The 25,157-nt window shown below is 63.3% G+C and carries 19 protein-coding genes and 1 pseudogene; 8 read left to right on the top strand and 12 right to left on the bottom strand.

From position 1 onward, the window contains the following. Window positions 1-5: 5 nt before the first annotated feature. Window positions 6-1,082 (bottom strand): UDP-glucose 4-epimerase GalE, encoded by a 1,077-nt coding sequence (galE, locus tag N5K27_RS07370; RefSeq protein WP_279815522.1) that lies wholly within the window; start codon window positions 1,080-1,082, stop codon window positions 6-8. Between the two features lie 152 nt (window positions 1,083-1,234). Here galE and N5K27_RS07365 point away from each other — a divergent pair, with 152 nt between their 5' ends. Genes N5K27_RS07365 through wecB form a run of 4 tightly spaced genes read left to right on the top strand, consistent with a single transcriptional unit; the run spans window position 1,235 to window position 5,768 of the window. After that, window positions 1,235-2,650 (top strand): mannose-1-phosphate guanylyltransferase/mannose-6-phosphate isomerase, encoded by a 1,416-nt coding sequence (locus tag N5K27_RS07365; protein ID WP_087841653.1) that lies wholly within the window; start codon window positions 1,235-1,237, stop codon window positions 2,648-2,650. Between the two features lie 57 nt (window positions 2,651-2,707). Beyond that, entirely contained in the window at window positions 2,708-3,517 is an 810-nt protein-coding gene (locus tag N5K27_RS07360) for a glycosyltransferase family 2 protein (protein ID WP_279815520.1), read from the top strand. Continuing rightward, the gene (locus N5K27_RS07355) at window positions 3,514-4,647 is read left to right on the top strand and encodes a glycosyltransferase (protein WP_279815519.1); all 1,134 of its coding nucleotides are present in this window, start codon (window positions 3,514-3,516) and stop codon (window positions 4,645-4,647) included. The genes N5K27_RS07360 and N5K27_RS07355 overlap by 4 nt, the downstream gene beginning before the upstream one ends. Next, window positions 4,644-5,768 (top strand): UDP-N-acetylglucosamine 2-epimerase (non-hydrolyzing), encoded by a 1,125-nt coding sequence (gene wecB, locus N5K27_RS07350; RefSeq protein WP_279815518.1) that lies wholly within the window; start codon window positions 4,644-4,646, stop codon window positions 5,766-5,768. Before N5K27_RS07355 ends, wecB begins: the two co-directional genes overlap by 4 nt. 32 nt (window positions 5,769-5,800) lie before the next feature. On the opposite strand, the gene N5K27_RS07345 is transcribed toward wecB, so the two are convergent. The 4 genes from N5K27_RS07345 to N5K27_RS07330 form a co-directional block, all read right to left on the bottom strand. Then, window positions 5,801-6,877: a glycosyltransferase family 4 protein gene (locus N5K27_RS07345; protein ID WP_279815517.1), complete on the bottom strand. Its 1,077-nt coding sequence runs from the start codon at window positions 6,875-6,877 to the stop codon at window positions 5,801-5,803. Beyond that, a complete protein-coding gene (locus tag N5K27_RS07340; RefSeq protein WP_279815516.1) occupies window positions 6,874-8,082 on the bottom strand; it encodes an oligosaccharide flippase family protein in 1,209 nt (402 codons plus the stop codon). The genes N5K27_RS07345 and N5K27_RS07340 overlap by 4 nt, the downstream gene beginning before the upstream one ends. Window positions 8,083-8,302: 220 nt before the next feature. Next, on the bottom strand, window positions 8,303-9,574 hold the full coding sequence (locus tag N5K27_RS07335) for a hypothetical protein (RefSeq protein ID WP_087841648.1): 1,272 nt from the start codon (window positions 9,572-9,574) through the stop codon (window positions 8,303-8,305). Window positions 9,575-9,643: 69 nt separating this feature from the next. Continuing rightward, complete coding sequence (locus N5K27_RS07330) at window positions 9,644-10,051, bottom strand: divergent PAP2 family protein (RefSeq protein ID WP_243724670.1); 408 nt, start codon at window positions 10,049-10,051, stop codon at window positions 9,644-9,646. 293 nt (window positions 10,052-10,344) lie between these two features. Between N5K27_RS07330 and N5K27_RS07325 the strand changes: the two genes are divergently transcribed. From N5K27_RS07325 to N5K27_RS07315, 3 genes and pseudogenes are all read left to right on the top strand, one after another. Beyond that, window positions 10,345-11,772 (top strand): RHS repeat-associated core domain-containing protein, encoded by a 1,428-nt coding sequence (locus N5K27_RS07325; RefSeq protein WP_165963333.1) that lies wholly within the window; start codon window positions 10,345-10,347, stop codon window positions 11,770-11,772. Next, a complete protein-coding gene (locus N5K27_RS07320; protein WP_132980562.1) occupies window positions 11,747-12,121 on the top strand; it encodes a hypothetical protein in 375 nt (124 codons plus the stop codon). The genes N5K27_RS07325 and N5K27_RS07320 overlap by 26 nt, the downstream gene beginning before the upstream one ends. 88 nt (window positions 12,122-12,209) lie before the next feature. After that, window positions 12,210-13,180, top strand: a pseudogene (locus tag N5K27_RS07315) (IS3 family transposase). A 47-nt stretch (window positions 13,181-13,227) separates the two neighbouring features. Here the strand turns inward: N5K27_RS07315 and N5K27_RS07310 are convergent. The 5 genes from N5K27_RS07310 to N5K27_RS07290 form a co-directional block, all read right to left on the bottom strand. Beyond that, complete coding sequence (locus N5K27_RS07310; RefSeq protein ID WP_087841646.1) at window positions 13,228-16,323, bottom strand: efflux RND transporter permease subunit; 3,096 nt, start codon at window positions 16,321-16,323, stop codon at window positions 13,228-13,230. Window positions 16,324-16,334: 11 nt separating this feature from the next. Next, window positions 16,335-17,474, bottom strand: a complete 1,140-nt coding sequence (locus N5K27_RS07305) for an efflux RND transporter periplasmic adaptor subunit (protein ID WP_243724671.1) — start codon at window positions 17,472-17,474, stop codon at window positions 16,335-16,337. Between the two features lie 71 nt (window positions 17,475-17,545). Next, complete coding sequence (locus N5K27_RS07300) at window positions 17,546-19,048, bottom strand: efflux transporter outer membrane subunit (RefSeq protein ID WP_279815511.1); 1,503 nt, start codon at window positions 19,046-19,048, stop codon at window positions 17,546-17,548. A gap of 171 nt (window positions 19,049-19,219) precedes the next feature. Next, entirely contained in the window at window positions 19,220-20,452 is a 1,233-nt protein-coding gene (locus N5K27_RS07295) for a flavin-dependent oxidoreductase (protein ID WP_279815509.1), read from the bottom strand. A 34-nt stretch (window positions 20,453-20,486) separates the two neighbouring features. Further along, complete coding sequence (locus N5K27_RS07290; RefSeq protein ID WP_279815507.1) at window positions 20,487-21,473, bottom strand: tripartite tricarboxylate transporter substrate binding protein; 987 nt, start codon at window positions 21,471-21,473, stop codon at window positions 20,487-20,489. Between the two features lie 110 nt (window positions 21,474-21,583). Here N5K27_RS07290 and N5K27_RS07285 point away from each other — a divergent pair, with 110 nt between their 5' ends. After that, window positions 21,584-22,489, top strand: coding sequence for a LysR family transcriptional regulator (locus N5K27_RS07285; RefSeq protein WP_087841642.1), 906 nt, complete (start codon window positions 21,584-21,586; stop codon window positions 22,487-22,489). Window positions 22,490-22,594: 105 nt separating this feature from the next. Here the strand turns inward: N5K27_RS07285 and N5K27_RS07280 are convergent, their stop codons facing one another. Together N5K27_RS07280 and N5K27_RS07275 are read right to left on the bottom strand one after the other, a co-directional pair. Next, entirely contained in the window at window positions 22,595-23,620 is a 1,026-nt protein-coding gene (locus N5K27_RS07280; protein ID WP_087841641.1) for a porin, read from the bottom strand. A gap of 340 nt (window positions 23,621-23,960) precedes the next feature. Further along, window positions 23,961-25,004 (bottom strand): porin, encoded by a 1,044-nt coding sequence (locus tag N5K27_RS07275; protein ID WP_165963334.1) that lies wholly within the window; start codon window positions 25,002-25,004, stop codon window positions 23,961-23,963. Between the last annotated feature and the right edge of the window lie 153 nt (window positions 25,005-25,157).

Below are 25,157 nucleotides of genomic sequence, written 5' to 3'. Positions count from 1 at the left end.
CCGGGTCAGGACGCGTAGCCGTCCGGATTCTGCGATTGCCAGCGCCAGCCGTCGGCACACATGTCTTCCAGGGTGCGGGTGGCTTGCCAGCCCAGGAGAGCCTGGGCGGCGGAGGGGTCGGCCCAGCATTCGGCGATGTCGCCGGGGCGGCGGGGTTGGAACTCGTAGGGGATCTTTCTGCCGCTGACCGTGCTGAAAGTGCGCACCAACTCCAGGACGCTGGTGCCCCGTCCTGTGCCCAGGTTGATTGCGGTAAAGCCCCCCATCGTTTCCTGGGCGTGTTCAAGTGCCTTGACGTGGCCGATGGCCAGGTCCACGACATGGATATAGTCGCGCACCCCGGTTCCATCCACCGTGGGGTAGTCGTTGCCGAAGATGTTCAGATGGGAACGTTTGCCAACCGCGACCTGGGTGATGAACGGAAAAAGGTTGTTGGGTATGCCCTGCGGCGCCTCTCCCAGCATCCCGCTGGGATGGGCTCCGATGGGGTTGAAATACCGCAGACAAATGGCCCGTCGTTCGGGGAACGCCGCGCACCAGTCACGCAGGACTTGCTCCACCATGGCTTTCGTCTGGCCATACGGATTCACCGGCGCGATCGGATGCCTTTCGGTGTACGGCTGTTCGCGCGGAATACCGTAAACGGTTGCGGATGAACTGAAGACGATGGTGCGGACCCGTGCCCGGTCCATCGCCTGCAGCAGGGTCAGCGTCCCGGCGACGTTGGTCTGGTAGTAGTCCAGCGGTGCAGCGACGGATTCGCCCACCGCTTTCAGGCCGGCGAAGTGCACCACCCCCTGGACGGAGGCTCCGCGTGCCGCGGCCTGGCGAAATACTGCATCCAGCGTGGCGGCATTCCTGATATCTCCTTCGATGACCTCGAGGGCATGGCCGGTCAACGCTTCGACACGCCTGAGCGCATGCATCGAACCGTTCGAAAAATCATCGAGGACGATCGGGCGATAGCCGGCTTGGATGAGCTCGATCAGGGTATGGGGCCCGATGTAGCCGGCGCCGCCGGTGACGAGCAGGGTCGGGCTGGAAGCTCGCTGCAAGGCGTGACCTCGAAGGCTGGATGACATGGCGCCAACCATACCGGACCGGCGCGTGGGCATTGTAACGAAAAGCGCGGGTATTCCCGTGGATGAGCGAGATGGTCGGGTTAAACTGCGGCTTCGCCGTCGGCCGGCCCCGTGTCGGGCTTTTTTTCTTCGTCTTCTAGGACTACTGCCAGATGGGACTTGTTCCAATCATCCTCTCCGGAGGCAAGGGTACGCGCCTGTGGCCGGTGTCTCGGGAACTGCATCCCAAGCCTTTCATTCGTTTGGCGGATGGTGAAAGTTTTCTCCAGAAGGCGTATCGGCGGGCCATCGGGCTCGACGGCGTCTCCCGGGTCATTACGGTCACGAACCGGTTGCTGTCGTTCAAGACGATGGATGAATATCGGGCGCTTGGCCTGTCCGAAATCGAATGCGGCATGATCCTGGAGCCTGTGGGACGCAACACGGCGCCGGCCTTCGCCGCCGCCGCGGCGACTGTGTCTCGGCGATTCGGGCCGCAGGAGGTATTGCTGTTTCTGACCGCCGACCACCTGATCGAGGATATTCCCGCGTTCACGCAGGCCGTGGAGCAGGCGGTTCGACTGGCAGAGTCCGGCAGGATCGTGACGTTCGGAATCCGCCCGGACGCGCCGGAGACAGGCTATGGCTACATCGAGGCATCGGGATCCGACGTGCTGCGGTTCGTTGAAAAGCCTACCCAGGAACGGGCGCAGGAGTTTCTTGCCAGTGGCCGATATCTTTGGAATTCGGGCATGTTCTGCGTGCGCGCCGACGTGGCCGAGGCCGAGCTGAAGTTGCACGCAGCCGATGTCTGGCAGTTCGCCGAGCAAAGCGCCGCATCGGCGCGCGTGCTGGAAGGGCGCCACGAATGGCAGGTCATGCTCGACGAGGCGGCCTTTGCCCTCGCGCCTGATATTTCCGTCGATCACGCTCTCATGGAAAAAACCGAAAGGGCGTCGGTCGTGCCTTGCGACATAGGCTGGAGCGACATCGGGTCCTGGGCGGCGTTCGGCGAGCTGTTTCCCAAGGACGGCGACGGCAACCGGATCGATGGCGACGTCATCGCGGTCGATACCGTGAATTGCTATGTCCATAGCGATGCCAGGGTCGTCGGTACCGTAGGTTTGAAGGATCTGGTCATCGTCGATACGCCCGATGCCTTGCTGGTCGCACATCGGGACAACTTGCAGGACATCAAGCAGGTCGTGGCGCGGCTCAAGCAACGTGGGGACGATGCCTACCAGATTCATCGAACGGTCCACCGTCCTTGGGGCACCTATACGGTCTTGGAAGAGGCGCAGCGGTACAAGATCAAACGCATCGTCGTTCATCCCGGGCAGACCCTTTCCCTGCAGATGCACCACCATCGCAGCGAGCATTGGGTCGTCGTAAGCGGCATGGCGAGCGTGACGAATGGAGATCAGACTTTCCTCGTGCGTAGCAACGAGTCCACGTATATCCCTTCTGGCCACAAGCACCGGCTGGAGAACCCGGGGATCATCGATCTTGTCATGATCGAAGTGCAAAGCGGGGAGTACCTGGGCGAGGACGATATCGTCAGGTTCGAGGATGCCTATGGCAGGGGCTGAATGGGTGAGGTGGAAGCGCATGGCCATGTTCATCTTGCCGGAGGCATCGCCTGAAACATGTCTGATGTGAACGAGCCTTTCATTTCCGGCCTTGTCTCGGTCGTCATGCCTGCGTACAACTCGGCTGCGACCCTTGCTGCGGCCATCGAGTCGGTGCTTGCCCAGGAGTACGGCGAACTCGAGCTCTATGTCGTGGACGACCATTCCGTCGACGCGACTCGTCGTCTTGCCGAGGCATTCGGGAAGAAGGATGCCAGGGTCCGTGTGCTGAGCACGGACTCGGGCAAAGGCGTCGCTCCCGCCCGCAATACCGCGTTGCGCCGTTGCAGGGGGGAGTTCGTAGCCTTTATCGACGCGGACGACAGGTGGGACCCTGAAAAACTTCGGGTGCAACTGGCAGCCCTGTCCGATTCCGGCCTTGCCCTGGCCGCGACGAGTTACCGTGTCGTGGACCAGCATGGCGCAGACTGCGGCCTGGTCCGGATCGACGGAACCGCCGGCTATGGCGACCTGCTGAAAGGCAATGTGCTGGGCTGTTCCACGGTCTTGGTCGATCGCACACGGACAGGCACTTTTCTGATGCCCGAGGAAGTCAATGAAGACTACCTGACCTGGCTGGCTTTGACGAAAAAATACGGGCCGGCGTTGTGCGTTCGCCAGGTGCTTGCCACCTACACCAAATCCAGCGCATCGCTATCGGGTTCCAAGCTGCGTGCGGCACAATGGCAGTGGCGCGTCTATCGCGAGGTGCTGAAGTTTTCGGCCGTTCGCTCCGCGTATCTGTTCGCTCACTACGCCTGCAGAGGCGTGGGAAAGCATTTCTTTTCCGGCCGTTCGGCTGAGCGGCCGTCGTCGAATTCAGCATGATAGTTTTCATCCGCTCACATGTTCCCCAGCTCGATGGAAGGATGCGGAAATACCGGCAGGCCTTGGCGGAAGCCGGCATGCGGACTGTCGCCCTGGGCTGGCTGCGGGGCGAGAGCATTCCGAATGTGGACGAAGCCAACGACGCCTTTTACCGGCGCCCGGCTCCGCTGGGAGGCGGCTGGCGGAACGTGCTGAATCTCGTGCTTTGGAATGGTTTCGTATTGCGGTGGCTGTGGCACAACCGGCGCGATATCGATCTCGTCCACGGTGTGGATTTCGACTCCTGTCTTCCCGCCTACGTGTTCAGTCGCTTGCGCCGGGTGCCTTTCGTGTTCGACCTCTACGACAAATATACGGAGACCCGCGGCATGGCGGGCCCGGTCGCGGCTGTGATCGACACGCTGGAATCCTGGGTGGCGAGCAAGGCCGATCTCGTCCTGCTGGCCGATGCATCACGCTACGAACAGCATGGCTTGCGCCCGTCTTCCCGCATCCGGGTGCTTGAAAACGTGCCAGTGTCCGGGCACGACTTGTCCTATCGGGCGGTTCAGCCGCAGGTGCCGATACGTATCGGCTATTTCGGTGTCCTGGAGGAACGCAACAGGGGACTGGAAGATCTGATTGCCGCCTGCACACGCTCGGCGGGCAAGGTGGAGTTGCATCTGGCCGGTTATGGTCCGGTGGCGCCGTTGGCGCGAGAGGCGGCCCGACAGCATGAAAACGTGACGTTCCATGGCGCGATGGACGTGGCGGCGGGCCTCTCCTTGATGTCGTCGATGGACGTCGTGGCGGGTTTCTATTACCTGACCGTGCCCAATCACCGCTTTGCCGCTCCCAACAAGTATTACGAGCATCTGCTGCTGGGGCGACCGTTGCTGACGACGAAGGGGACGCCACCCGGGGACAAGGTCGGTCAATATGAAACGGGCTGGGCATTGGACGAAGGTGAAGCCCCTATTCTGCAGTGGCTGGCTGATGTCGGCCCGGCAGAGATCGAAAGGCGTGGCCGAAATGCCCGGATGAAATGGGATACGGAGTACGAGAACTATTACGAGGAGAACTATGCCGGGTTTTATGCCGAGTACGTGCGCGGCCGGATTGCGGCGCGCAGGAATGACCGGGTGAAATGATGAAAGTCCTACTCGTATTTGGCACTCGCCCCGAAGCCATCAAGATGGCGCCGGTATACAAGGCGCTGATGGCCGCCAAGGGCGTGCAGGCGGAAGTGTGCGTTACGGGACAGCACCGGGAAATGCTGGATCAGGTTCTTGACTGGTTCCGGATGAAGCCCGCCTACGACCTGAGCGTCATGAAGAAGAACCAGTCCCTGTCGGACATCACTTCCCGCATTCTGACTCGGATGGATGAGGTCTTGTCGGCATCCAGGCCGAACCTCGTGCTCGTCCATGGAGACACCAGCACGACCTTCGCTGGCGCGTTGGCGGCCTTCTATCACAAGATTCCCGTGGGCCACGTCGAAGCCGGCTTGCGCACGCACAATCTGCTTTCGCCGTGGCCGGAAGAGGCCAACCGCCAACTGACTTCGGTGTTGACCCGCTTCCATTTCGCTCCGACGACGACGGCGCAGCGGAACCTGCAGGGCGAAGGGATCGCCGCAAGCAACATTCACGTCGTGGGTAATACTGTCGTGGACGCCTTGCTCGAAACGGCTGCGCGTTTGAAGAGCGAAACGCTGGAACTGGAGATGCGTGCGCGTTTTTCCTTCATTCGCCAGGATGCCCGCATGATCCTGGTGACCGGACATCGGCGCGAGAATTTCGGAGCCGGTTTCGAACAGATCTGCGCGGCGTTGAAACAACTGGCGCAGCGGAAAGATCTCGACATCGTCTATCCCGTCCATTTGAACCCGCAGGTGCGAGAGCCGGTTCAGCGGGTGCTGGGGAAAATCAGGAACGTGCACCTGATCGAGCCGTGCGACTACATGTCCTTCGTGTGGCTGATGCAGCGCTCGTACCTCATCCTGACCGATTCGGGAGGCGTCCAGGAAGAGGCGCCGTCGTTGGGCAAGCCAGTCCTGGTCATGCGGGATACGACCGAGCGGCCCGAAGCCGTGGAGGCGGGAACGGTCAAGCTCGTGGGGACCGATTCGGACAGGATTCTGGACGAGGCCTGGGCCCTGCTGGATTCCACGGAAAAATATCGCGCCATGGCGGAAAGGCACAATCCCTACGGAGATGGCCGCGCCGCCGAACGGATCGTGAGCTGCCTGCTACAGCAGTTGCCGTCCTGAAGACGGGGCTGCTGTGTCACGTGTCTGGCGTGTCACCTGCCTGTTTCCAATTGCTTGAATAGCGCATCCCACAGCGCGCCTACTTTCTCCATCCTGTAAGCCTGCGCTGTCTTCAGCGCTACGAGGCTCATGGCTTGTCTGACGGCGGGGGCGTCGATCAGCGTTTTTATTCCCTTGGCCAGCGCACCAACATCTTCCGGGGCGCACAGCAGGCCGTCGACCTGATCCGTGATGATGTCCCGCGGACCGAAGTCGCAATCGAACGAGACGATGGGCAGTCCGCAGGTTTGAGCCTCCAGCATGACCAGGGGAAAACCTTCGAATCGAGAACTCACCGCCAGCAGTGACGCGGTCTCGTAGAACGAAGCCAGATCGTTCGAAAAGGGAAGAAACTCGACCGAACTTCCCAGGTCCAGTTCCTGGGCCTGCCGCTCCAGCTGTGTGCGCAGTTCACCTTCGCCGATTATCGACAGGCGCCAACCGGCAACATCACTCCTTATGAGATGCCATGCCGCCAACAACAGGTCGAACCCCTTTTGATGGCTGCAACGTCCCACGGCTAGAACAATTGGCTGTCTTGTCCGTCCAGCGGACGGCACGAGGTTTACCGGATTCGGTATTTGCACGACAAGCCGGTTGTATCCGTGCGCTTCATAGTAGCGTCGTTGCGTGGAGGTCAGTGCGATCAGGGCGTGGGCCCTGGGGTACAGCAACCGGCATAACCAGCGAGTGTGCCGTCCAAACCCGCGCGGGTTGTTGTGGTCGCATATCACCAGTTTGAACCTTCGGCCGAGCATGAGCAGGAGCAGGGCCGACCAGGGGCCATTTGCGACCACGACATCGGCCGAGGCCAGCGCCGCACTCTGTTTCAGGCGGCGTAGAGCCTTCCAGTACTCGAGCAGACGTTGCCAGCGGCTGCTCCTTTCTTTCCCGCCCAGGCTGTGAACCGCCACCCTCGCATCGAGATCGTACGGAGGAATGACGGGTTCTTGCCTGATCAGTAGCGTCACTTCGTGGCCTTGTTCCGCCCAGTGGCTGCTCATCAAGCTCATGACGCGCTCGACTCCGCCTTTTATCCTGAACTCATCGTAGACTGAGACGATTCTCAAAGCGCACGCACTCCCATACGCGATTTACGAAGCTTGAAAAATACGGTACCCATGCCGATTGATGCGGCGGTCGTATATCCAGCGATCAGCCCGGCGATGCCAGTCAGCCATTCGCCCCGATCGCCCAGCCACAGCACCAGGAAGCACACCAGGAATCCGCCCAGCCACTTCGCGGCAATCAACCTGAAGTACCTCAGGCGTACCAACAAGGCCGTGACCCCGGTATCGAAGAAACCGACTACCGTGATCCACGAGGCTGCGCGCAAGATTTCCTGCACTTGCACGAATCTTTCCCCAAAAATCGCGGTGGTAAGTAAACCGGAGAAGAGATAAAAACCAATGACGGCTGCGAGCCCCAGGCACGTCAATATTATCAAGAGCCGTCCGGCGTTTCTGGCCACTATTGACAGGTTCTCATGTCGATACAAGAGTCTTGGGGCCAGGGCTGTCATGACGACAGGCCCGAAGAACATGACACTATCCATCAGACTCATGGCCGCGGCGTATTCGCCAAAAATCGCTGGCGGCAGTGAAATGCCTAGAACCAGCCGGTCCATGCGCTGCATGCCTATCATCAAGGCAAGCCCTAACCATACGGGGACGCTCGCCCGAAGCAATCTCGCCGTGTGTCGCCGCGTTGGACGCCAGTCCCAGGGCCGCCCGTCATCCGCGATGAGGTAGACGTAGGCAGCGGCGATGACGATGGTTTCAGCCAGGTAGATTGCCAGCATCGAGAGGACACCGCCGCCCAGCGCGGCGACCCCGGCGATAGCCACCAGCTTCAGGACACTTGTCTGGAAGCGGATGCGCGCGATCACTCTGGTATTGGACGCGGATTCTCTGATGATCCGCAGGATATTGAAGGGTTCCGCGATGAGCAGACTCAGCGCCATGATGGCCACCCCTTGTCCGACCGTGCCGCTGAACCAAAACAATCCGCTCGTTGCCATGAGAAGCATGGCAACGCCGCCAAGGGCCAACCGGATCAATAGTGCAGAACCCAGGATGCCTTGCCGGGATTTTACGTAGGACAGTTTCACCAGATCCGGAGCGATGACTTCCGCTCCGCAGCCCAGCGTAACTGCGGAAAAAATGAACAGCACGGCAAGTACGTACTGAAATTCGCCGTAATGCTGGGGACCCAGTGCCCGGGCAATGATTCCTATGGATATGAAGGAAAAGGCCAGTTGCACGGCCTTCTCCATGGATAGCCATGCCAGACTATGTATGCTGGGATTTCGCAGCAGATTTGCGCAGCGGTCGAAACGCATGGAGGGCGGGCCTATATCGATAGTCGCGGCATTCAAGCAGATTCAGAGCTTTCTTCGGATAGATGCCTTCGTGATGCTCGCGCGAGCCCGCATACCCGTGCTCCTTGCCCTGGAGCCCCTGGGTGCCACGGTTTTCAGAAGATGCGTGCGCGGATCATGCCTGGCGAACTGCTCTGCAGTCCGTGTCATGTCGTTTCGACCGACGCCATGCAAGCCAACGGTTCCATGCAGAGCCGGCGGCGATTGCATCGGGACTGATGGCGAAGAACAGCCACAGGAAGGGAAGATGGAAGTACGCGCCCTTCAGCAGGAATACCCCTATCAGTAATAATGTTGATGGCCGGTAGCTCGTGAACAAGTAGGCAGAAAAAACAAGCAGGATGACGATGCCGACAACCAGGCCGTAGGTGGTAAGAGTGGTGATGGGAAAGGTCAGGTCGTTCAGCGCCTGGTAGTACATCGGGTCGCCGCTGATATAGCCTTCCAGTCCATAGCCGGTTGCCCACAGCGTTGGGGTTTTCAAAAATTCTTCGATTACCTGGAATTTTACCTGCGTGCTCGGATCATTGTTGTTTCCAACCTCGGCCGAACGGGTCACGGCATGTCCCAGCGGACTGTAGGCGTCGCTCGGGATTATTTGTGAAAGAAAATATTGTCCGCCGAAGTAAACGACTATCGCGATCAGGCCGACACGAATGTTGATGAATAAGAGAATCAGGAAAAAAACGACCAGAGCGAGCAGCGACGAGGTAAGCACAAGGGATATCATGCCCGCCCACCAGAGCGTGGTCATTTTTCTCTGGCGGACATAAAGTGCAATGCAGAGCCCGGCCATGACCATGGCGTAAAGGGCTGGTTCGTCAAAAACCCCGGTCGGCCGGTACAAATCTCCCTGGAGCGATCGGTGTCCCTCTCCTCCCAAGGCATTGCCTATGTCCAGATCATAGCCCCAGCCGTACCATGCGATGAGCTGCGCGACCATGACCGTCAGGTGGAGCGCAAGGCACAGCTTGATGGCTTTTGTGGTTGCGTCGGAGTACTGGTTGTAGGCATGAACGAGCGTGGGAGTCAGCACGCAGCCGAAGCCGATCATCAGCGTATTTTTCAGAGATCGGCTGGAAACGGGAGGAACGAGAATATATCGGGCGACGAAATAGGCGGCGATGATGGCCGCCAATAATATCAGGCGCCGGTCGATCTCGAACCGCTGTCCAGAGGACACATGCAGTGCGACGAGCCCGCATGCGGACAGGGCCCAGCCGTAGGCGGCGATCGATGAAAAACCCAATGCGGTATCGAAATACAAGGTGGGCAACAAGATGGAGAGGAAAATCAGTCCATCGTGCAACGGTTTCGAATTTTTCAAAGAAAAAATCACTAAAAATATGATGTAAAAATCATGATGGCTGGCTGCGCCGGAAAACATGGATTTTCCGGCGCTTGACCGCATTTCGTCAAGGTTGAGCGCGGAGTTTTTTGTCGACCGAGGTGTTTCTTAGGTTTTTACTCTTTGGCGCCATGTCTGCCTGTAACTGATGGCGACGACATGCGAACTGTCGTGCGCCCGTCCTTGGTGATCGGAATACTCCATCAGGTCAAAATTGGATTTACTGCGAAGGCCACGGCGATGCCAATGCCGATACCAGCGGCAATTTCCAACGAGTATGCCCCATGCGGTCAGAGGCGGTGGATGACCGAAACACCCTACGGCCAGTTTGTTGATTGCCGTCGCGTGCTTGCCCACTTGCCGGCGCAGGCTGCTGGCGTCGAGCGTGACGATAAAGGCCAGCGTGATAGCTACGCCGAAAGCGGGATGTTCGACTCCCCTCTTGAGGGCGATCAGCGCGGCCGTGCTGCTGACGAGGGCGCTATGGTTGCTGGGCAGGCCACCGTACCACAACACCAGCGGCGCGAACAGCGTCCGGCCGCACACCGTCGCAAGTATTTTGCGCGATGACGGTACGCTGACCTACACCTACGATGCCAACGGCAGCATGCTGACGGGGGCGGGTCACACGGTAACCTACACCGGCTTCAATATGCCGGCCACGATCACCGGCAACGGCACCACGCTGTCCTTCGTGTACGACGACACGCATCAGCGGGTCAAGCAGATCGCCCCTCGGGCACGGTGTACTACGTGCATCCGGACAGCGTCAGCGGCCTCTTCTACGAGAAGGAGGTCAAGACCGGCGGGTGACCGAACACAAGCACTACATCACCGCCTCGAGCGGCACGGTTGCGATCTACACGACGCGCAGTACCAATGTGACGACGCTACGCTATCTGCACAAGGATCATCCGGGTTTAACCAACGCGATCTCGGACGAGACCGGCGCGGTGGTCGAGCGGCTGGCCTACGATGCGTGGGGCAAGCGGCAGTTCCCCAACGGCACGACCGATCCGGGCAATACGCTGGCAGGCGTCAATACGGATCGGGGCTTTACGGGGCACGAGCACCTCGAAGAAGTGGGGCTCGTGCACATGAATGGGCGGATCTACGATCGGCGCATCGGCCGCTTCACGAGCGCCGATCCGATGATCCAGGCCCCGTACAACCTGCAGTCCTACAACCGCTACTCCTATGCATTTAACAGTCCGCTCAATGGTGTCGATCTGTCAGGGTATGGACTCCTTAGCTTTATAAACGATATCTTTGATGCCGTCGGGGATCTCATCGGCAGTGTCGCCAAGGGGGTCAGCAGCATCGCTGAGTCCAAGGTCGGGCGCATGGGCCTGTCCATTGGGGTGGGCTATATGACGGGGCAATGGTACCTGGCAAATTTCGGAGGATGGAGCGGAGCTAGCGTGGCGGCCGGCGCTCTAGGAGGTTTCTCCGGAACGATGGTGGCAACGGGCGGGGACTTCGAAGCTTCGGTAAAAGGGGCAATTATTGGGGCAGGGTTTGGTTGGGCGGGTGGCCTTAAAGGGAACCTGATCTATGCGGGGCATGCGGCCGTAGGATGTGCCAGTGGAGAGTTGCAGGGCGGTGGGTGCCTGCGCGGTGCCGCCTCTGCCGTGGCGGGTAAGCTGATGACGGTCAATACAAAGGGCTGGGAGGACTATGAGCGATTCGCCATGACCGTCGCGGTGGGTGGAACAGTCTCAGTCATCGGTGGTGGACAATTCGCCAACGGCGCCATGACATCTGCCTTTGGGTATCTCTACAACCAAATGGCGCATAAAGCCTGCCTTGGGAGTGGTAGTGTGATGTGTAAGGCGGCACCCTCGCAAATTGAGCGAGAGGCGGCTGCGCGCACTGCTTCTCTGGAGCCGGGACTACAGGGTGTATATCCGGAAGTTGCTTTGGTGCCGGCTGGTCGCGGGGTTTCATTATTACGAAACTTAGTAAATTTCTTCACACGAGATGAACTCGTAATCCATTGGGGAACCAATAAGAACGATAGTTCCCATGCTATGCGATGGGTGGAAAGCAAAGGGCTTGATGTAAATCAGGTGCAAAATGCCATTCGTCAAGACTTGATCGTTCGCGACGTCCAGGCTCTTCCACCCGGGGGGGTGGGTGGACACAACCCTGTCAATGTACAAGGCGTTACTGTCCGCTATTCCGCTTATAAGTTCGATGATGGAGCGATTAATGTCGGATCGATTCGAACCCGCTAAGAAATGGAGAAAGCTCACAAAAGCAGAGGCGAGTCTCGTCGCTCGATTATGGCAAGGGAAAGATACTCTGCTTGTCGTGCATTCAGTTGCAGAATTACTCGCAAGAAACATGGGCGACGGATATTGTTTACGACTGTCTCGACCTGATCAAATCAACGTCGAGCGACAAGGATATGAAGCCTCTGCCTTTGTTGGCGATGCTGTCGACTATGACCAGGTTATGGTTCAGGCAGTTCTCGTGATCGGATTGGATTTTTATCCATTAGAATTAGAAATTTTTCGCCAAGACGGAAAATATCTAAACACCCCTTTAGAAGAACTAGATTTCCACTTAGTAAGAGAAGACTAGATAGAGATGGCATGTTATTTTTCTGGTAATTTCCCCGCAAGACTGGTGAAGTCAGAAGTAGAGTTTTCTCATTGAGGAGTTCTACAGCATGAAGAAGTCGAGATTCACGGACAGCCAGATCATCGAGGCGATCAAACGGGTGGAAGCCGGATTGGCGGTGCCGGAGCTGTGCGGAGTGTTGGGCATCAGCTCGGCGACGTTCTACGAGTGGCGTTCGAAGTACGGCGGCATGGATGTGTCGCTGATGGCGCGGATGAAGGAGCTGGAAGCCGAGAACGCCCGGCTGCACAAGATGTACATTGAAGAGAAGCTCAAGGCCGAGATCGTGTCGGAGGCGCTCGAAAAAAAGTGGTGAGGCCATCTCGCCGCCGCGAGATGGCCCAACGTGCCGTGCAAGAGCGAAGCGTATCGATCCGGCGGCCTGCCAAGCATTTCGGGTCAGCTAGACGTGCTATCGATATGTGGCCAAGGCCGACGCCGAGAACGAAGAGATTGCCACTTGGTTGCTGCGCCTGACCGACAATCACCGCAACTGGGGCTTCGGGCTGTGTTTCTGTACCTGCGCAATGTCAGAGGCTACGGATGGAATCACAAGCGCGTGTACCGGATCTACCGCGAGCTTGAGTTGAATCTGCGGATCAAGCCGCGTAAGCGGCTGGTGCGGCTGGCGCCCGAGCCGTTGACGGTGCCGACGGGCTTCAACCAGGTGTGGTCGATGGACTTCTCGCTGCCATCCGAACGCGTGATCCGTGCGCTCAAGCAGATCATCGGCTGGCGTGGCCGGCCGTTGGCGATACGTTGCGACAACGGCCCGGAATATCTGAGCGCAGCGATCGTCGAATGGGCGGGTCGATGGGGCATCACGCTCGAATATATCCAGCCGGGGAAGCCACAACAAAACGCCTACGTTGAGCGGTTCAACAGGACCGTTCTCTATGAATGGCTGTCCCAATATCACTGGACGACTTGGATCACGTCCAGCGCGTCGCCACCGACTGGATGTGGTCCTACAATCACGAACGCCCGAATATGGCCCTGAGCGGCTTTATCCCTAAATAGCGGTTGGCCATGACCGTCTGAATCCACAGCCGTTAAAAATGGGGGGATTACCCATCGGCGTGCCCCCGCCGAACCAACCGCAGCACCCACTGCCCAAAATCATCCACAAACAAGAACACCACCGGTATCACCAGCAAACTCAAAAACGTCGACGTGATCAACCCTCCCAGCACCGCGATCGCCATAGGCGACCGGAAGCTCGGGTCCGCGGCTCCGTAGCCGATCGCGATCGGCAGCATCCCGGCGCCCATCGCCATGGTGGTCATGATGATGGGCCGGGCCCGCTTGTGGCAGGCGTCGATCAGGGCATCCCAGCGGCTCATGCCGGGCACGGCCGGCCGCACGTCGGTGGCGGGGTGTCCCCGCCGCGCCAGGATGGCGTATTCGACGAGCAGGATGGAGTTCTTGGTGGCGATGCCCATCAGCATGACCAGGCCGATCAGCGAGGGCATGGAGAAGCTCTTGTGCGCGATGAGCAGGCCGACGAAGGCGCCGCCCAGTGACAGGGGCAGGGCGGCCAGGATGGTGACGGGGTGCAGGAAGTGCTTGAACAGCAGCACCAGCACGACGTAGATGCACAGCACGCCGGTCAGCATGGCCAGGCCGAAGCTCTGGAACAGTTCGCCCATGACTTCGGCGTCGCCCACGGTGGCCTGGCGCACGCCAGGCGGCAGGTTCTTGATGGTGGGCAGGTCGGCCACGCGCTGGGCGACTTCGCCCAGGTCCATGCCGGCCAGCTCGATCTCGAAGTTGATGTTGCGCGAGCGGTCGTAGCGGTCGATGACGGACGGTCCCGCGGAGAAGTCCAGGGTGGCGACCTGGTCGAGCAGGACCGGGCCTCGCGTGCCGGGCACGGACAGGCGGCCGAGCAGGGAGAGGTCTTGGCGCGCGGCCTGGTCCAGGCGGACGACGATGGGGACCTGGCGCTGGGACAGGTTGAGCTTGGGCAGGGAGATGTCGTAGTCGCCGACGGTGGCGATGCGCAGGGTGTCGGCGATGGCGCTGCTGGTGACGCCCAGGTCGGCGGCGCGGGCGAAGTCGGGGCGTACGGCGATTTCGGGGCGGATGAGGCTGGCGGTGGACGAGATATTGCCCAGGCCCGGTATGGTGCGCAGTTCCTTGGAGACGGCCAGGGCCGCCTGGTTCAGCGCGTCGGGGTTGTCGCCGGTCAGCACGAGCACGTATTTGTTGTTGGAGCCGCCCAGGCCGACGCGGCTGCGTATGCCGGGGATTTCCTGCAGGGCGGCGCGCATGTCTTCTTCGATGCCTTGTTTCCTGGGGCGGTCTTCGCGCGGGTCGAGCTGGATGGTCAGGGTGGCCTTGCGGACTTCGGCCGCGCCGGACATGGAGAACGGGTCGCCGCCGGCGGTGCCGCCGCCGATGGTGGTGTAGACGCTGCGCACGTGGGGGACCTTGGCCAGCCGCAGGCGGACGAGTTCGGCGGTGTCCAGGGTCTGGGCCAGGGTGGAGCCGGGCGGCAGCTCGACCACGACCTGGGTCTGGGAGTTGTCGTCGGCGGGCATGAAGCCGGCGGGCAGCAGCGGGATCATGCCGATCGACAGGAGGAAGAAGACGGCGGCGCCCAGCACGGTCAGCCAGCGGTGGCGCAGGCAGGCGGCCACCCAGCGCATGTAGGTCTGGAGCCAGCGCGGTTCCTTGCCGGCATGCACGACGGGCTTGAGCAGGTAGGCGGCCATCATGGGCGTGAGTACGCGCGCGACGATGAGCGAGGCGAACACGGCCAGCGAGGCGGTCCAGCCGAATTGCTTGAAGAAGCGTCCGGCGACGCCGCTCATGAAGGCGGTGGGCAGGAAGACGGCGATCAGGGTGAAGGTGGTGGCGACCACGGCCAGTCCGATTTCGTCGGCGGCTTCCATGGCGGCCTGGTAGGGGCTCTTGCCCATGCGCAGGTGGCGCACGATGTTCTCGACTTCGACGATGGCGTCGTCCACCAGGATGCCGATGACCAGGGACAGCGCCAGCAGGGTGATGACGTTGATCGAGAATCCCAGGAAGTACATGCCTGCGAAGGCGGGGATGACCGACAGCGGCAGCGCGACGGCGGAGATCAGCGTGGCGCGCCAGTCGCGCAGGAACAGCCAGACGACCAGCACGGCCAGCAGCGCGCCTTCGTACAAGAGGCGCATGGAGCCGTCGTATTCTTCCTGGACCGGCGTGACGAAGTTGAAGGACTCGGTGATCTGCAGGTCGGCATGCTGGGCCTTGAGTTCGTCCAGCGCGCGCTGCACGCCCGCGGCAACGTCCAGTTCGCTCGCGCCGCGGCTGCGGGCCACCTCGAAGCCGACGACGGGCTGGCCGTCGAGCAGGGCGGCCGAGCGCCGCTCGGCGATGGTGTCGGTCACGGTGGCGACGTCGGATAGCCGGATGGACCGGCCGTCGCTCAGGACCAGCCGCAGGCCGGCGAGTTCTTCGGCGGTGCCCACGGTGGCCAGGGTGCGCACGGGTTGTTCGGCGTCGCCGATGTCGGTGCGGCCGCCGGAGCTTTCGCGCTGCACCTGGCGCAACTGGCGCGAGATGTCGGCGGCGGACGCCCCCAGGGCCTGCAGGCGCTGCGGGTCGAGCGCGATGCGTATCTCGCGGGTTACGCCGCCCACGCGGTTGACCGCTCCCACGCCGGGCACGTTCAGCAGTTTGCGGGCGACGTCGTTGTCGACCAGCCAGGACAGCGCTTCGTCGTCCATGCTGCTCGCGCGCACGGTGAAGGCCAGCACGGGCTGGCCTGCCAGGTCGACCTTGTTGATGATGGGGTCGCGCAGGTCGGCAGGCATGTCGGCGCGCACGCGCGAGACCGCCGAGCGTACATCGTCCACCGCTTCCTGCAGGGGTTTTTCCAGCTCGAACTCGGCGGTCAGGCTGACGCTGCCATCCTGGATCTTGGTGTAGACGTGCTTGAGGCCCTGCAAGGTGGCGATGGAGTTCTCCAGCTTGCGGGCGACGTCGTTCTCCAGTTGGCTGGGCGAGGCCCCGGGCAGCGAGGCCGTGACCATGACCATGGGCAGGTCGATGTCGGGGAAGTTCTGCACCTTCATGGCGCTGAACGACAGCAGGCCCGCGAAGGTCAGCAGCACGAACAGCATGACCGACGGAATGGGGTTGCGTATGGACCAGGTCGAGACGTTCATCGCGTCGGCTCTCAGCGCGTCACGGCGGTGGCAGGGGTGGCCGCGGGAGCGGGCGTGTCGACCACGCGCACCAGGTCGCCGTCGGTCAGGAAGCCCGCGCCGCGCACGGCGACGCGGTCGGTGGGTGCGAGGCCGTCCAGGACCTCGACCCGGTCGCCGTCGCGCCGTCCCGGCTGGATCTTGCGCTGGGCCACCCGGTTGTCCGCGCCTACGACGAAGACGTAGTTGAAGGCCTCGCGCATGACGACGGCTTGCTGGGGCACCGTCAGGCCCTGTGCGGAGCCCAGTTCGAATTCGCCGCGCGCGAACATGCCGGCCTTGGCCGAGGAGTTCGGCGCGCCGGCGCCGGGCAGGTCGACGTAGACCAGGGTATTGCGCGTTTGCGGGTCGACGGTGGGGCCGATGGTGCGGACCTTGCCTTGCAGGCGTTCGCCGCTGGCCGCGACGACGGTGACGGGGTCGCCCACGCGCACGCGGCCGACCTCGGCGGAGGTGACCTCGCCGCGCCATTCCAGGCGGCCCTTGCGGATCATGCGGAAGAGTTCGGTGCCGGCGCCCACGACCGCGCCTACCGTGGCGGTGCGCGACGAGATGACGCCGCTGTCGGGCGCGCGGACCTGCGTGAATTTCAGGCGCAATTCCTGCGCGGCAAGGCTAGCCCGGGCGGACTCCACGCGCGCCTGGGCGGTCTGGCCGCCGGTCACGTACTGGTTGATCTGCGATTCGCTCAGGGCGCCGGAGGCTTTCAGGGACTGGGCGCGCTCGGCGTTGGCGCGGGCCTCGGCGGCGCTGGCCTCGGCCTCGGCCAGCGCGGCGCGGGCCTGGGCGATGTCCGCGCGCACGGTTTCCTGCGCGAAGGTGGCCAGTACCTGGCCGGCCTTGACGGTATCGCCCACGTTGACCAGGACGTCCTGCAGGCGCAGGCCGCCGATCTCGGCGCCCAGGCTGGCTTCCTGCCAGGCCATGATGTTGCCATTGGCCTGCAGGGCGAGGCGCAGGGACCGCATCTGCGGCTGGGCGACGGTGACGGTCAGGGCTGGCCGGACGGCCGGGGCGGCGCCGGTGTCGGCCGCGCGCAGGGCGGGCGCGAGGAAGGCGCCGGCCAGGATGGCGCCGAGCACGGCGGCGGCGATGAGAGGGCGTAGCGGCATGGACGGGATCATGGTTGGGGTGGGGCCGGGGCGGCAACGAGCCCTGCGGCGACGAGGTTCGTGAGATGTCGTCAGGAAGGGTTGGCGGCAGGCTTCGCGGAGGCCGACGGCGGCGTGTCCGGAGGCGCCGGCGCGTCCTGCCGCCAGCCGCCTCCCGCCGCGCGGTACAGCGCGATCCAGGCCGCCATGCGCTCGCGCTCCAGCGCGGACTGGGTGGTGCGCGCCGTCAGCAGCATGCGCCGCGACTCCTCCAGTTCCAGCAGGCTGGCCAGGCCGCCGCGATAGCGCTGCTCGGTGGCTTCGAACGAAGCCTGGTATCCCTCGACCGCGGCGCGCGCGTCGGTGGTGCGCGCGGCCGTGCTTTCCAGGTTGACCAGGGCTTCCTCCACTTCGCGCACGGCCTGGCGCGCCGTGGCGCGATACTGCGTGACGGCTTCGTCGTAGCGGGCCCGGGCAGCGTCGATGTCGGCGCGGTGGCGGCCGCCGTCGAACAGCGGCAATGACACCGACAGCGGACCGATGGACCAGGTCGAGACATCGACGTTCATGCCGCGTGCCTTGAACGAGGCCGCGCCCACGCTGCCGGCCAGGGTCAGGCGCGGGTAGCGCTTGGCCTGGGCGCTGCCGACCTCGGCGCTGGCCGCCGCCACGTTGCGATCGGCGTTGAACAGGTCGGGGCGTTGCGCCAGCACGGCGGCCGGCAGGTGGTCGATGGCGAACAGCGTGTCGGACGGAGGTTGCGCCGGCGCGGCCAGCCGGGCACGCAACTCGGGTTCGTCCAGCGCGGTCAGCGCCACCAGCGCCTTGACGCTGATGTCGCACGAGGTCCGCTGCTGGCGGGCGCGGGCGGCGGCTTCGGCGCTGCTGGCGCGCGCCAGCGCGGCGTTGGCGGTGGACTGGAAGCCCGCGCGCATGGCGAGGTCGGTCAGGCGCGCGCTTTCCGCGCGCGAGGCCGCGTCCGATTCCTGGATGGCGAGCTCGCGGCGGCAACTACGGAAGTTGTTCAACTCGTTGGCGACTTCCGCGGCCACCGAGATGCGCGCGTCGTGCCATTGGGCCTGCGCGCCCTCCAGGCGGGCCTGCGCGGCGTCGCGCGTGGCGGCGTTGGCGCCGAACAGGTCGATCTCCCACGAGGCCTGCAGGCCGGCCTGGTTCTGCGTGGCGATGCCGCCCGCGATCTGCGAAAAGCCGCGGCTGGTTTGCGCCGTGGCGTCGAGCGTGGGCCCCAGGGCGGCGCCGGCGGACACGCGGGCGGCCCGGGCCTGCAGGAAGCGCGAGCGCGCCGTGCCCACGGTCGGGCTGGCCGCCTGTGCCGCTTCGATCAATCCGGGCAGGGCCGGGTCGCCGGTCTGTTGCCACCATTGCAGCAGGCGCTGCGGGTTGGAGTCATGCGGCAGGGAGGGTTCGGCGGAGGCGGGCAGCGAGGCCTGCCAGCCGGCCGGCGTGGCCAGCGGCACGGACGGCGCGGGCGGTTGCAGGCTGCAGCCGGCAATCAGCAGCAAGGCCAGGCCCAGACCGGCCGGGCCGGGGCGTGGCGACGAAGAAACAAAGGACTGGGCGCGAGCGAGAGGCATGCTGGAGGCGCGGATGCCGGCGGGATCGCCGCCGGTCCGCACAGTTAGAGTGCATGGACGACTCGATAGCGTAATCGAAAAGGTATTAGGAAGTCGTGAATATCGAGAACATTTCTCGATACGGAAGGGCACGGATGCAGCCCGGGGGCGGGCGGGCCGCCCGCCACGCTCCTACCGGGACAGCGAGGCCAGGTCGTAGCCCGCCACGCGCTTGTAGCCGTTGGAGATGGCGGCCAGTTCCTCCTGGCTGATGACATCGTCGATGTGCCGGAAGGGGCGATCGCCCGTGCGCTCATACACTTCCTTCAGGATGGCGTCCGGCGGCGTCTTGCGGTTGGTCAGCACGATGTCCGTCGTCGCGGGGCGGCGCTGCGATTCATATCGCGCCAGCGCGGCCGGCACGTCCGGCTCCGCGGCCAGCGCGGCAGCCAGGGCGCGCGCGTCCAGGATGGCCTGCCCCGCGCCGTTCGAGCCGCGCGGCACCATGGGATGCGCCGCGTCGCCCAGCAGGGTGACCCGGCCCTGCGTCCACCAGGGCAGCGGGTCCTGGTCCACCATGGGAAATTCCAGCAGGACGTCCGCGGCGCGGATCATGGCGGGCACGTCCAGCCAGTCGAAGCGCCAATCCTCGAAGACGCCGATGAAGTCCTCCAGCCGTCCGCGCCGGTTCCAGTCGCGGCGCTCGTAGCGGGGCGTCGTCACTTCGGCCACCCAGTTGATCAACTGGCATCCATCGGCGTCGAGCGCGTTGCGGATCGGGTAGATGACCATCTTGCCCGGCGTCAGCCAGCCGCCGCGGACATAGGTGGCGCCGTCGAAATAGGGCTTCCAGCGGGTGACGCCGCGCCACATGTTGACCCCGGAGTAGACCGGCTCGCCTTCGGCGGGATGCAACTGCTTGCGGATCACCGAGTGCAGGCCGTCGCAGGCGATCAGCGCATCGGCCGCGCGGGGACCAAGGGAGTTGCCGGCGGGATCGACGAACGAGGCGGTGACGCCGCCGGGCGTCTGCGTGAAACCGGTGCAACGATGGCCCGCGACGATGCGGTCCGCGCCCAGGCGCTCGCGGCAGGCCTCGAGCAGGATCATCTGCAGGTCCCCGCGATGGGCCTGGAACTGCGGCCACTCGTAGCCCGCCTGTCGGCCGGTCGACTCGGAATAGACGTGCTGTCCGAAGCGGTTGAAGAAGGTGGTGGTCGTGGTGGTGACGGCCACCTTCGCCAGGGCCTCGTTCAGGCCGAGCTCGCCCAGGACCCGGGTCGAGTGGGGCAGCAGGCTCACGCCCACGCCCAGCGCCTGGATTTCCGGCGCCGCCTCGAAGACCCGGGCGGCGATGCCCATCTTGTGCAGCGACAGCGCCAGGGTCAGGCCGCCTATGCCGCCGCCCACGATCATGACTTCCATGAAGACTCCTCTTGGTGTGGTTGGGATATGCGTGCTATTGGGACGCCAGGCCGGCCTGGCGGATGACGCCGGCCCAGCGCCTGAGGTCGTCCCGCGTCAGCCTGGCCAGGTCGTCTGGCGTGCCGCCGCTGGGCTGCAGGCCTTGCATGGAGAGGCTCTTGACCACGTCCGGCATCTTCAGGATCTGCGCGACCTCGGCGTTCACCTTGCCGACGATGGCCGGCGGCGTGCCGGCGGGCAGGTAGAGGCCGTACCACATGTCGACGTCGACGTCGGCGATGCCGGAGGCCTCGGCCAGCGACGGGATGTCGGGCGTCACGGCGGTGCGCCGCGTGCCGCCGGCGGCCAGCATCTGCATCTTGCCGGCGCGGGCGAATTGCAGCGCCTGGTGGACGGGAACGAAAGCCAGGTCAACCTGGCCCGACAGCACGTCGTTGACCAATCCGCCCGAGCCTTTGTAGGGCACGTGGACCACGTCGACGCCAGCGCGCTGCTTGACCAGCTCCATGGCCAGGTGGTGAGGCGTGCCGGTGCCGGGCGAGCCGTAGTTGAGCTTGTGCGGCTGCTTCCTGGCCAGCTCGATCAGTTGGGACACCGACTTGGCCGGGAGGTCGGGGCGGGTCACGAGCGCCAGGCTGCCGATGGCGATGGGCATCACCGGCGTGAAGTCCTTTACCGGATCGAAGGTGACGCCCTGCATGAAACTCGGCGTCATGATGATGGTGTTGGCCGTCATCAGGTAGGTGTAGCCGTCGGGCGCGGCCCGCGCGGCCAGGTCGGTGCCGATGTTGCCGCTGGCGCCGGGGCGGTTCTCGACTACCGCCGCGTACTGCCAGGCCTCGGATAGTTTCTGGCCTATGGTCCGGCCCAGCACGTCGATGCCGCCGCCTGCCGAGAAGGGCACGATGATGCGGATGGGGCGAGTGGGATAGGGTTCGTCCGCCTGGACCGCGCCGGCGGCCAGCGCCAGCAGCCAGGCACTACAGAACGAGCGACGGGAGAAGCAGCGGCGGGTGGGCATATCGACCTCTCTGGTGGGACAGGAACGATCGCCATTCAATACGAGCTTTATACGCGAGTGAAATATGAATAAAGTATGAATTGATCAGGTATCTGCATCAATGCACCGACATGAACATCTCCCACCGCCAGCTCAAGGCCTTCCTGCTGCTGGCCCAGCAGCGGAATTTCTCCCGCGCGGCCGAGCAACTGCACATCGCCCAGTCGGGCCTGAGCCTGATGATCCGGGAACTGGAAGGGCAACTGGGTTTCCGTCTGTTCGACCGCACCACGCGGCAGGTCACGCTGACGCAGTTCGGCGCCGAGTTTCGCGCCGTGGCCGAACAGAACGTCAAGCGGATCGAGGAGATCGTGGAGCAGGTGGGGAGATCGGCGCAGCGTGCCAATACCACGCTGTCGATCGGCGCGCCGCCGCTGACCTGTTCCTATCTGCTGCCCCCGGTCGTGGCGGCCTTCGAGCAGCGTCATCCGGGCGTGCGCCTGACCGTCGTCGACACCGACCTGCCATCGGTGTCCAGCATGGTGCGTGCCGGGCACCTGGACGTCGGGCTGGGCATGTTCATCAAGGCGGCGCCGGGCATGTTGCGGCAGCCGCTGTTCCACTTCTCGCTGGTGGCGGCCAGCGCCGCGCCGAAGTTCCAGCTGGCGCGGTCGCCACGTTCCTGGAGCGCGCTGGCGGGCGAGCAATTCATCAACCTGCCCTTCGACAACCCCTTGCAGCAGTTGATCGACAAGAACCTGGCCCTGGTGGGCCACGAAGGTCCGCCGCGCTTCGTCGTCAATTTCATCGAAACCCAGATCGGCCTGGCCGAGGCCGGGCGCGGCATCGCCATCCTTCCCTCGACCGCCGTCCCCGCCTGCCGGGGCCGCGGCATCCGTCTCGAGCCGCTGGGCCCGCCCCTGGTCGAACTGGAGTTCTACGAACTGCGCGACCGCGGCCGCAAGCTGCCGCCGTGCGCCGACGATTTTTGCGATCTGCTCAAGCGCTCCATTCCCCGCGCCGTGCGAGGCGGGTAGGGGGCGGCAAAAAAAACCGGACCGTTTCCGGTCCGGTTTTCCCAGCGTACGCCCAGGGGGTTCTGGGCGCTTGCAAGGAGCGCGCGCGGCGCTCCCGCCGCCGATTTAGAACATGTGACGCAGGCCGACGCCGAACTGGCGGGTGGTCTTGTCGCCGGTCGTGACGGCGCTGCCGTAGTGACCGACGTTGTCCATGTTGCTGAAGAAGGCATAGGCGTTGGTACGACGCGACAGCGGGTAGGTGTAACCGACGCTGAAGCCTTCGATGTCCCAGTCCTTGGCTTTCTGGTACGAGCCGAACAGCGAGCCGGGGCCGACGGGAGCCGACGCGCCGACCATGTACGACAGGGTCTTCTTGGCGAAGCGGCCGTTCCAGCCCGGGATGTCGCCAACGTTGACCGCGACGTTGCGCTGGTCGGCGATGGCGGCATGCAGCTTGACCACGCCGAAGTCATAGGTACCGCCCAACTGGGTCGAACGGCCGACGTTGCCGCCGGTCGAGGGCTCGACCTGGTCGTAGGTCAGGGCGACTTCGACGGGACCGTTGGCGTAGCGCAGGCCCGAGGTGATGGCGCGGTTGTTGGTGCCGGCGACCGGGGTTTCGCTGGTCGAGCGGTTGAAGCTGTAGCCGATGGCGCCTTGCAGGCCGTTCCAGGTCGGCGTGAAGTACATCACGCTGTTGCTGTTGCGGACCTGGTTGGCGGCGATGAAGGTCGAGCCCATGCCGGCCTGACGGAAGGTCGTGCCGAACGGATCGATGTTGGTGAAGAATTGCGAGCCCAGGATGAACTGGCGGCCCAGGCGGATTTCACCCAGCGTGTTGGACGACAGGCCCACCCACGATTGGCGGTTGAACAGGCCGGACTGGGTGGTGGTGCCGTCGTCGGCGTTGATGCCGGCTTCCAGCAGGAAGTTGGCCTTCAGGCCGTTGCCCAGGTCTTCCGAGCCACGCAGGCCGAAGCGGGAATCGCTCTGCAGGCCGCTGTCCAGCGCGTTGCGCGCCTTCATGCCTTCGGTCTTGGTATACAGGTAGCCCATATCCATGATGCCGTACAGGGTGACCGAGCTTTGCGCTTGCGCGGTACCAGCCATGCCGGCCAGAACGGCGGCAGCGATCAGGGTCTTTTTCATTCGTACATCTCCATGATTGATCTGGCTGTCGCGGCAGACGGGGGGTGCGAGGCGCCGGATGGAATGCGCGGATCCATCGTCGGGTATCCGTTTGCTGCGGGAAAACCAGAGCTTCCTGGTAGGAAGTTGTTCATATTGCAGCAAAGAATGCGGGTTACTACCAAGTCGAGAGACGAATGAAGGCCGGGTTTTTACTTATTCTTACGGCTTTCGTTGTTTTTGCGCAAAAAACCAACGAAAAAGCCCGTCTCCAGGCAAGCCGAAGACGGGAAAACACTCACTGCTGAAGTAAGCACTTCGAAACATGGGCCGGATGCCCCGGCCCATGCCTGAGCCGGGCTTAGAACTTGTGCTGCAGGCCGATGGCGATTTCGCGCTTGTCGCCCAGGGCCTTGTTGTCCGTGCGGACGATCACGTCGGTGTACTGGTTGAACAGGGCGTAGATCATGGTGCGCTTGGACAGCGTGTAGTTGTAGCCGATGGCGTAGCCATTGATGGCCTTGTCGGCGCGGCCGGCGTTGATGTTGGCGTTGTCGTTGCGCTGGTAGGTGGCGAACACGGAGTGCGCGCCGAACGGCACGGTCACGCCCAGCAGGTACGAGTTCTCCTTCTCGGCGTTCGACTTGTAGCCGGAGTTCTGCAGGCGGCCGTAACCGGCGTGCAGCTTGGCCACGCCGAAGTCGTAGGTGGCGCCCAGCTGGATGTTCTTCAGGTCGGAGCCGCCCACGCCCGCACCGGGAGCCAGGTCGGCCGCGTTCTTCTGTTCGTACGTCAGGACGGCCAGCAGGGGGCCGTTCTGGTAGCGCAGGCCCAGCGAGTAGGCGGCGTTGTCGGCGTCGTTGCCGGCGGTTTCGCTGCCGTTGGCGTTGAAGCTGTAGCCGGCGCCGACCTGGAAGCCGCTGAACTTGGGCGACAGGTAGAAGGCGCTGTTGCTGAAGCGGTCATCGATGCCGCTGACGTTGAAGACGGTCTTGCTCTGGGCCTGCGAGTAGGCGTTGCCGAAGGGGTTGATGGCGCCGCGGAACCAGTTGAAGCCCAGGGAGTCCTGGCGGCCCAGGCGGATTTCACCGAAGTTGCCCGACACACCGACCCAGGCGGCGCGGTCGAACAACTGGCCGCTGGCGCTCTGGATGCCCGTGTCGGCCTTGAAGCCGCTTTCCAGCTGGAAGTTGGCCTTCAGGCCGTTGCCCAGGTCTTCCACGCCACGCAGGCCGAAGCGCGAGCTGCCGGCGATGCCGCTTTCCAGCCCGTTGGTGGCCGATTGGCCATCCTGCTTGCTGTTCATGAATCCCATGTCGACGATACCGTACAGCGTCACGCTCTGGGCTTGCGCGGTGCCGGCGAAGCCAGCCAGCAGCGCGGCGGCGATGAGGGTCTTTTTCAATTGAGAACTCCAGATGGATTTGTGTGATGTGGCACGAGGGCGTTGCTCAAGTGCTCGGACGAGAGGATGACGATCCAACATGAGGCGAAAATGACAACGGGGTTGCGTCGCGCCGGACGTTGTTCAAGAACAACGAATCGGGGATTGCCTATA

This window comes from Pigmentiphaga sp. GD03639, assembly GCF_029845405.1.
In the GTDB taxonomy this organism is placed as follows: Bacteria; Pseudomonadota; Gammaproteobacteria; order Burkholderiales; family Burkholderiaceae_B; genus Pigmentiphaga; species Pigmentiphaga daeguensis.
The sequence above is the reverse complement of the archived record's forward strand: the minus strand, read 5'-3'. Positions and strand labels throughout refer to the sequence as shown.

Excerpts from the sequence above, each read along its gene's own strand:
- N5K27_RS07360 (WP_279815520.1), top strand. The coding sequence starts at position 2,708 with ATGTCTGATGTGAACGAGCCTTTCATTTCCGGCCTTGTCTCGGTCGTC.
- N5K27_RS07300 (WP_279815511.1), bottom strand. The coding sequence starts at position 19,048 with ATGCCTCTCGCTCGCGCCCAGTCCTTTGTTTCTTCGTCGCCACGCCCC.
- N5K27_RS07290 (WP_279815507.1), bottom strand. The coding sequence starts at position 21,473 with ATGCCCACCCGCCGCTGCTTCTCCCGTCGCTCGTTCTGTAGTGCCTGG.
- N5K27_RS07355 (WP_279815519.1), top strand. The coding sequence starts at position 3,514 with ATGATAGTTTTCATCCGCTCACATGTTCCCCAGCTCGATGGAAGGATG.
- wecB (WP_279815518.1), top strand. The coding sequence starts at position 4,644 with ATGATGAAAGTCCTACTCGTATTTGGCACTCGCCCCGAAGCCATCAAG.
- N5K27_RS07340 (WP_279815516.1), bottom strand. The coding sequence starts at position 8,082 with ATGGAGAAGGCCGTGCAACTGGCCTTTTCCTTCATATCCATAGGAATC.
- N5K27_RS07285 (WP_087841642.1), top strand. The coding sequence starts at position 21,584 with ATGAACATCTCCCACCGCCAGCTCAAGGCCTTCCTGCTGCTGGCCCAG.
- N5K27_RS07305 (WP_243724671.1), bottom strand. The coding sequence starts at position 17,474 with ATGCCGCTACGCCCTCTCATCGCCGCCGCCGTGCTCGGCGCCATCCTG.
- N5K27_RS07320 (WP_132980562.1), top strand. The coding sequence starts at position 11,747 with ATGTCGGATCGATTCGAACCCGCTAAGAAATGGAGAAAGCTCACAAAA.
- N5K27_RS07295 (WP_279815509.1), bottom strand. The coding sequence starts at position 20,452 with ATGGAAGTCATGATCGTGGGCGGCGGCATAGGCGGCCTGACCCTGGCG.
- N5K27_RS07335 (WP_087841648.1), bottom strand. The coding sequence starts at position 9,574 with ATGTTTTCCGGCGCAGCCAGCCATCATGATTTTTACATCATATTTTTA.
- N5K27_RS07310 (WP_087841646.1), bottom strand. The coding sequence starts at position 16,323 with ATGAACGTCTCGACCTGGTCCATACGCAACCCCATTCCGTCGGTCATG.
- galE (WP_279815522.1), bottom strand. The coding sequence starts at position 1,082 with ATGTCATCCAGCCTTCGAGGTCACGCCTTGCAGCGAGCTTCCAGCCCG.
- N5K27_RS07280 (WP_087841641.1), bottom strand. The coding sequence starts at position 23,620 with ATGAAAAAGACCCTGATCGCTGCCGCCGTTCTGGCCGGCATGGCTGGT.
- N5K27_RS07365 (WP_087841653.1), top strand. The coding sequence starts at position 1,235 with ATGGGACTTGTTCCAATCATCCTCTCCGGAGGCAAGGGTACGCGCCTG.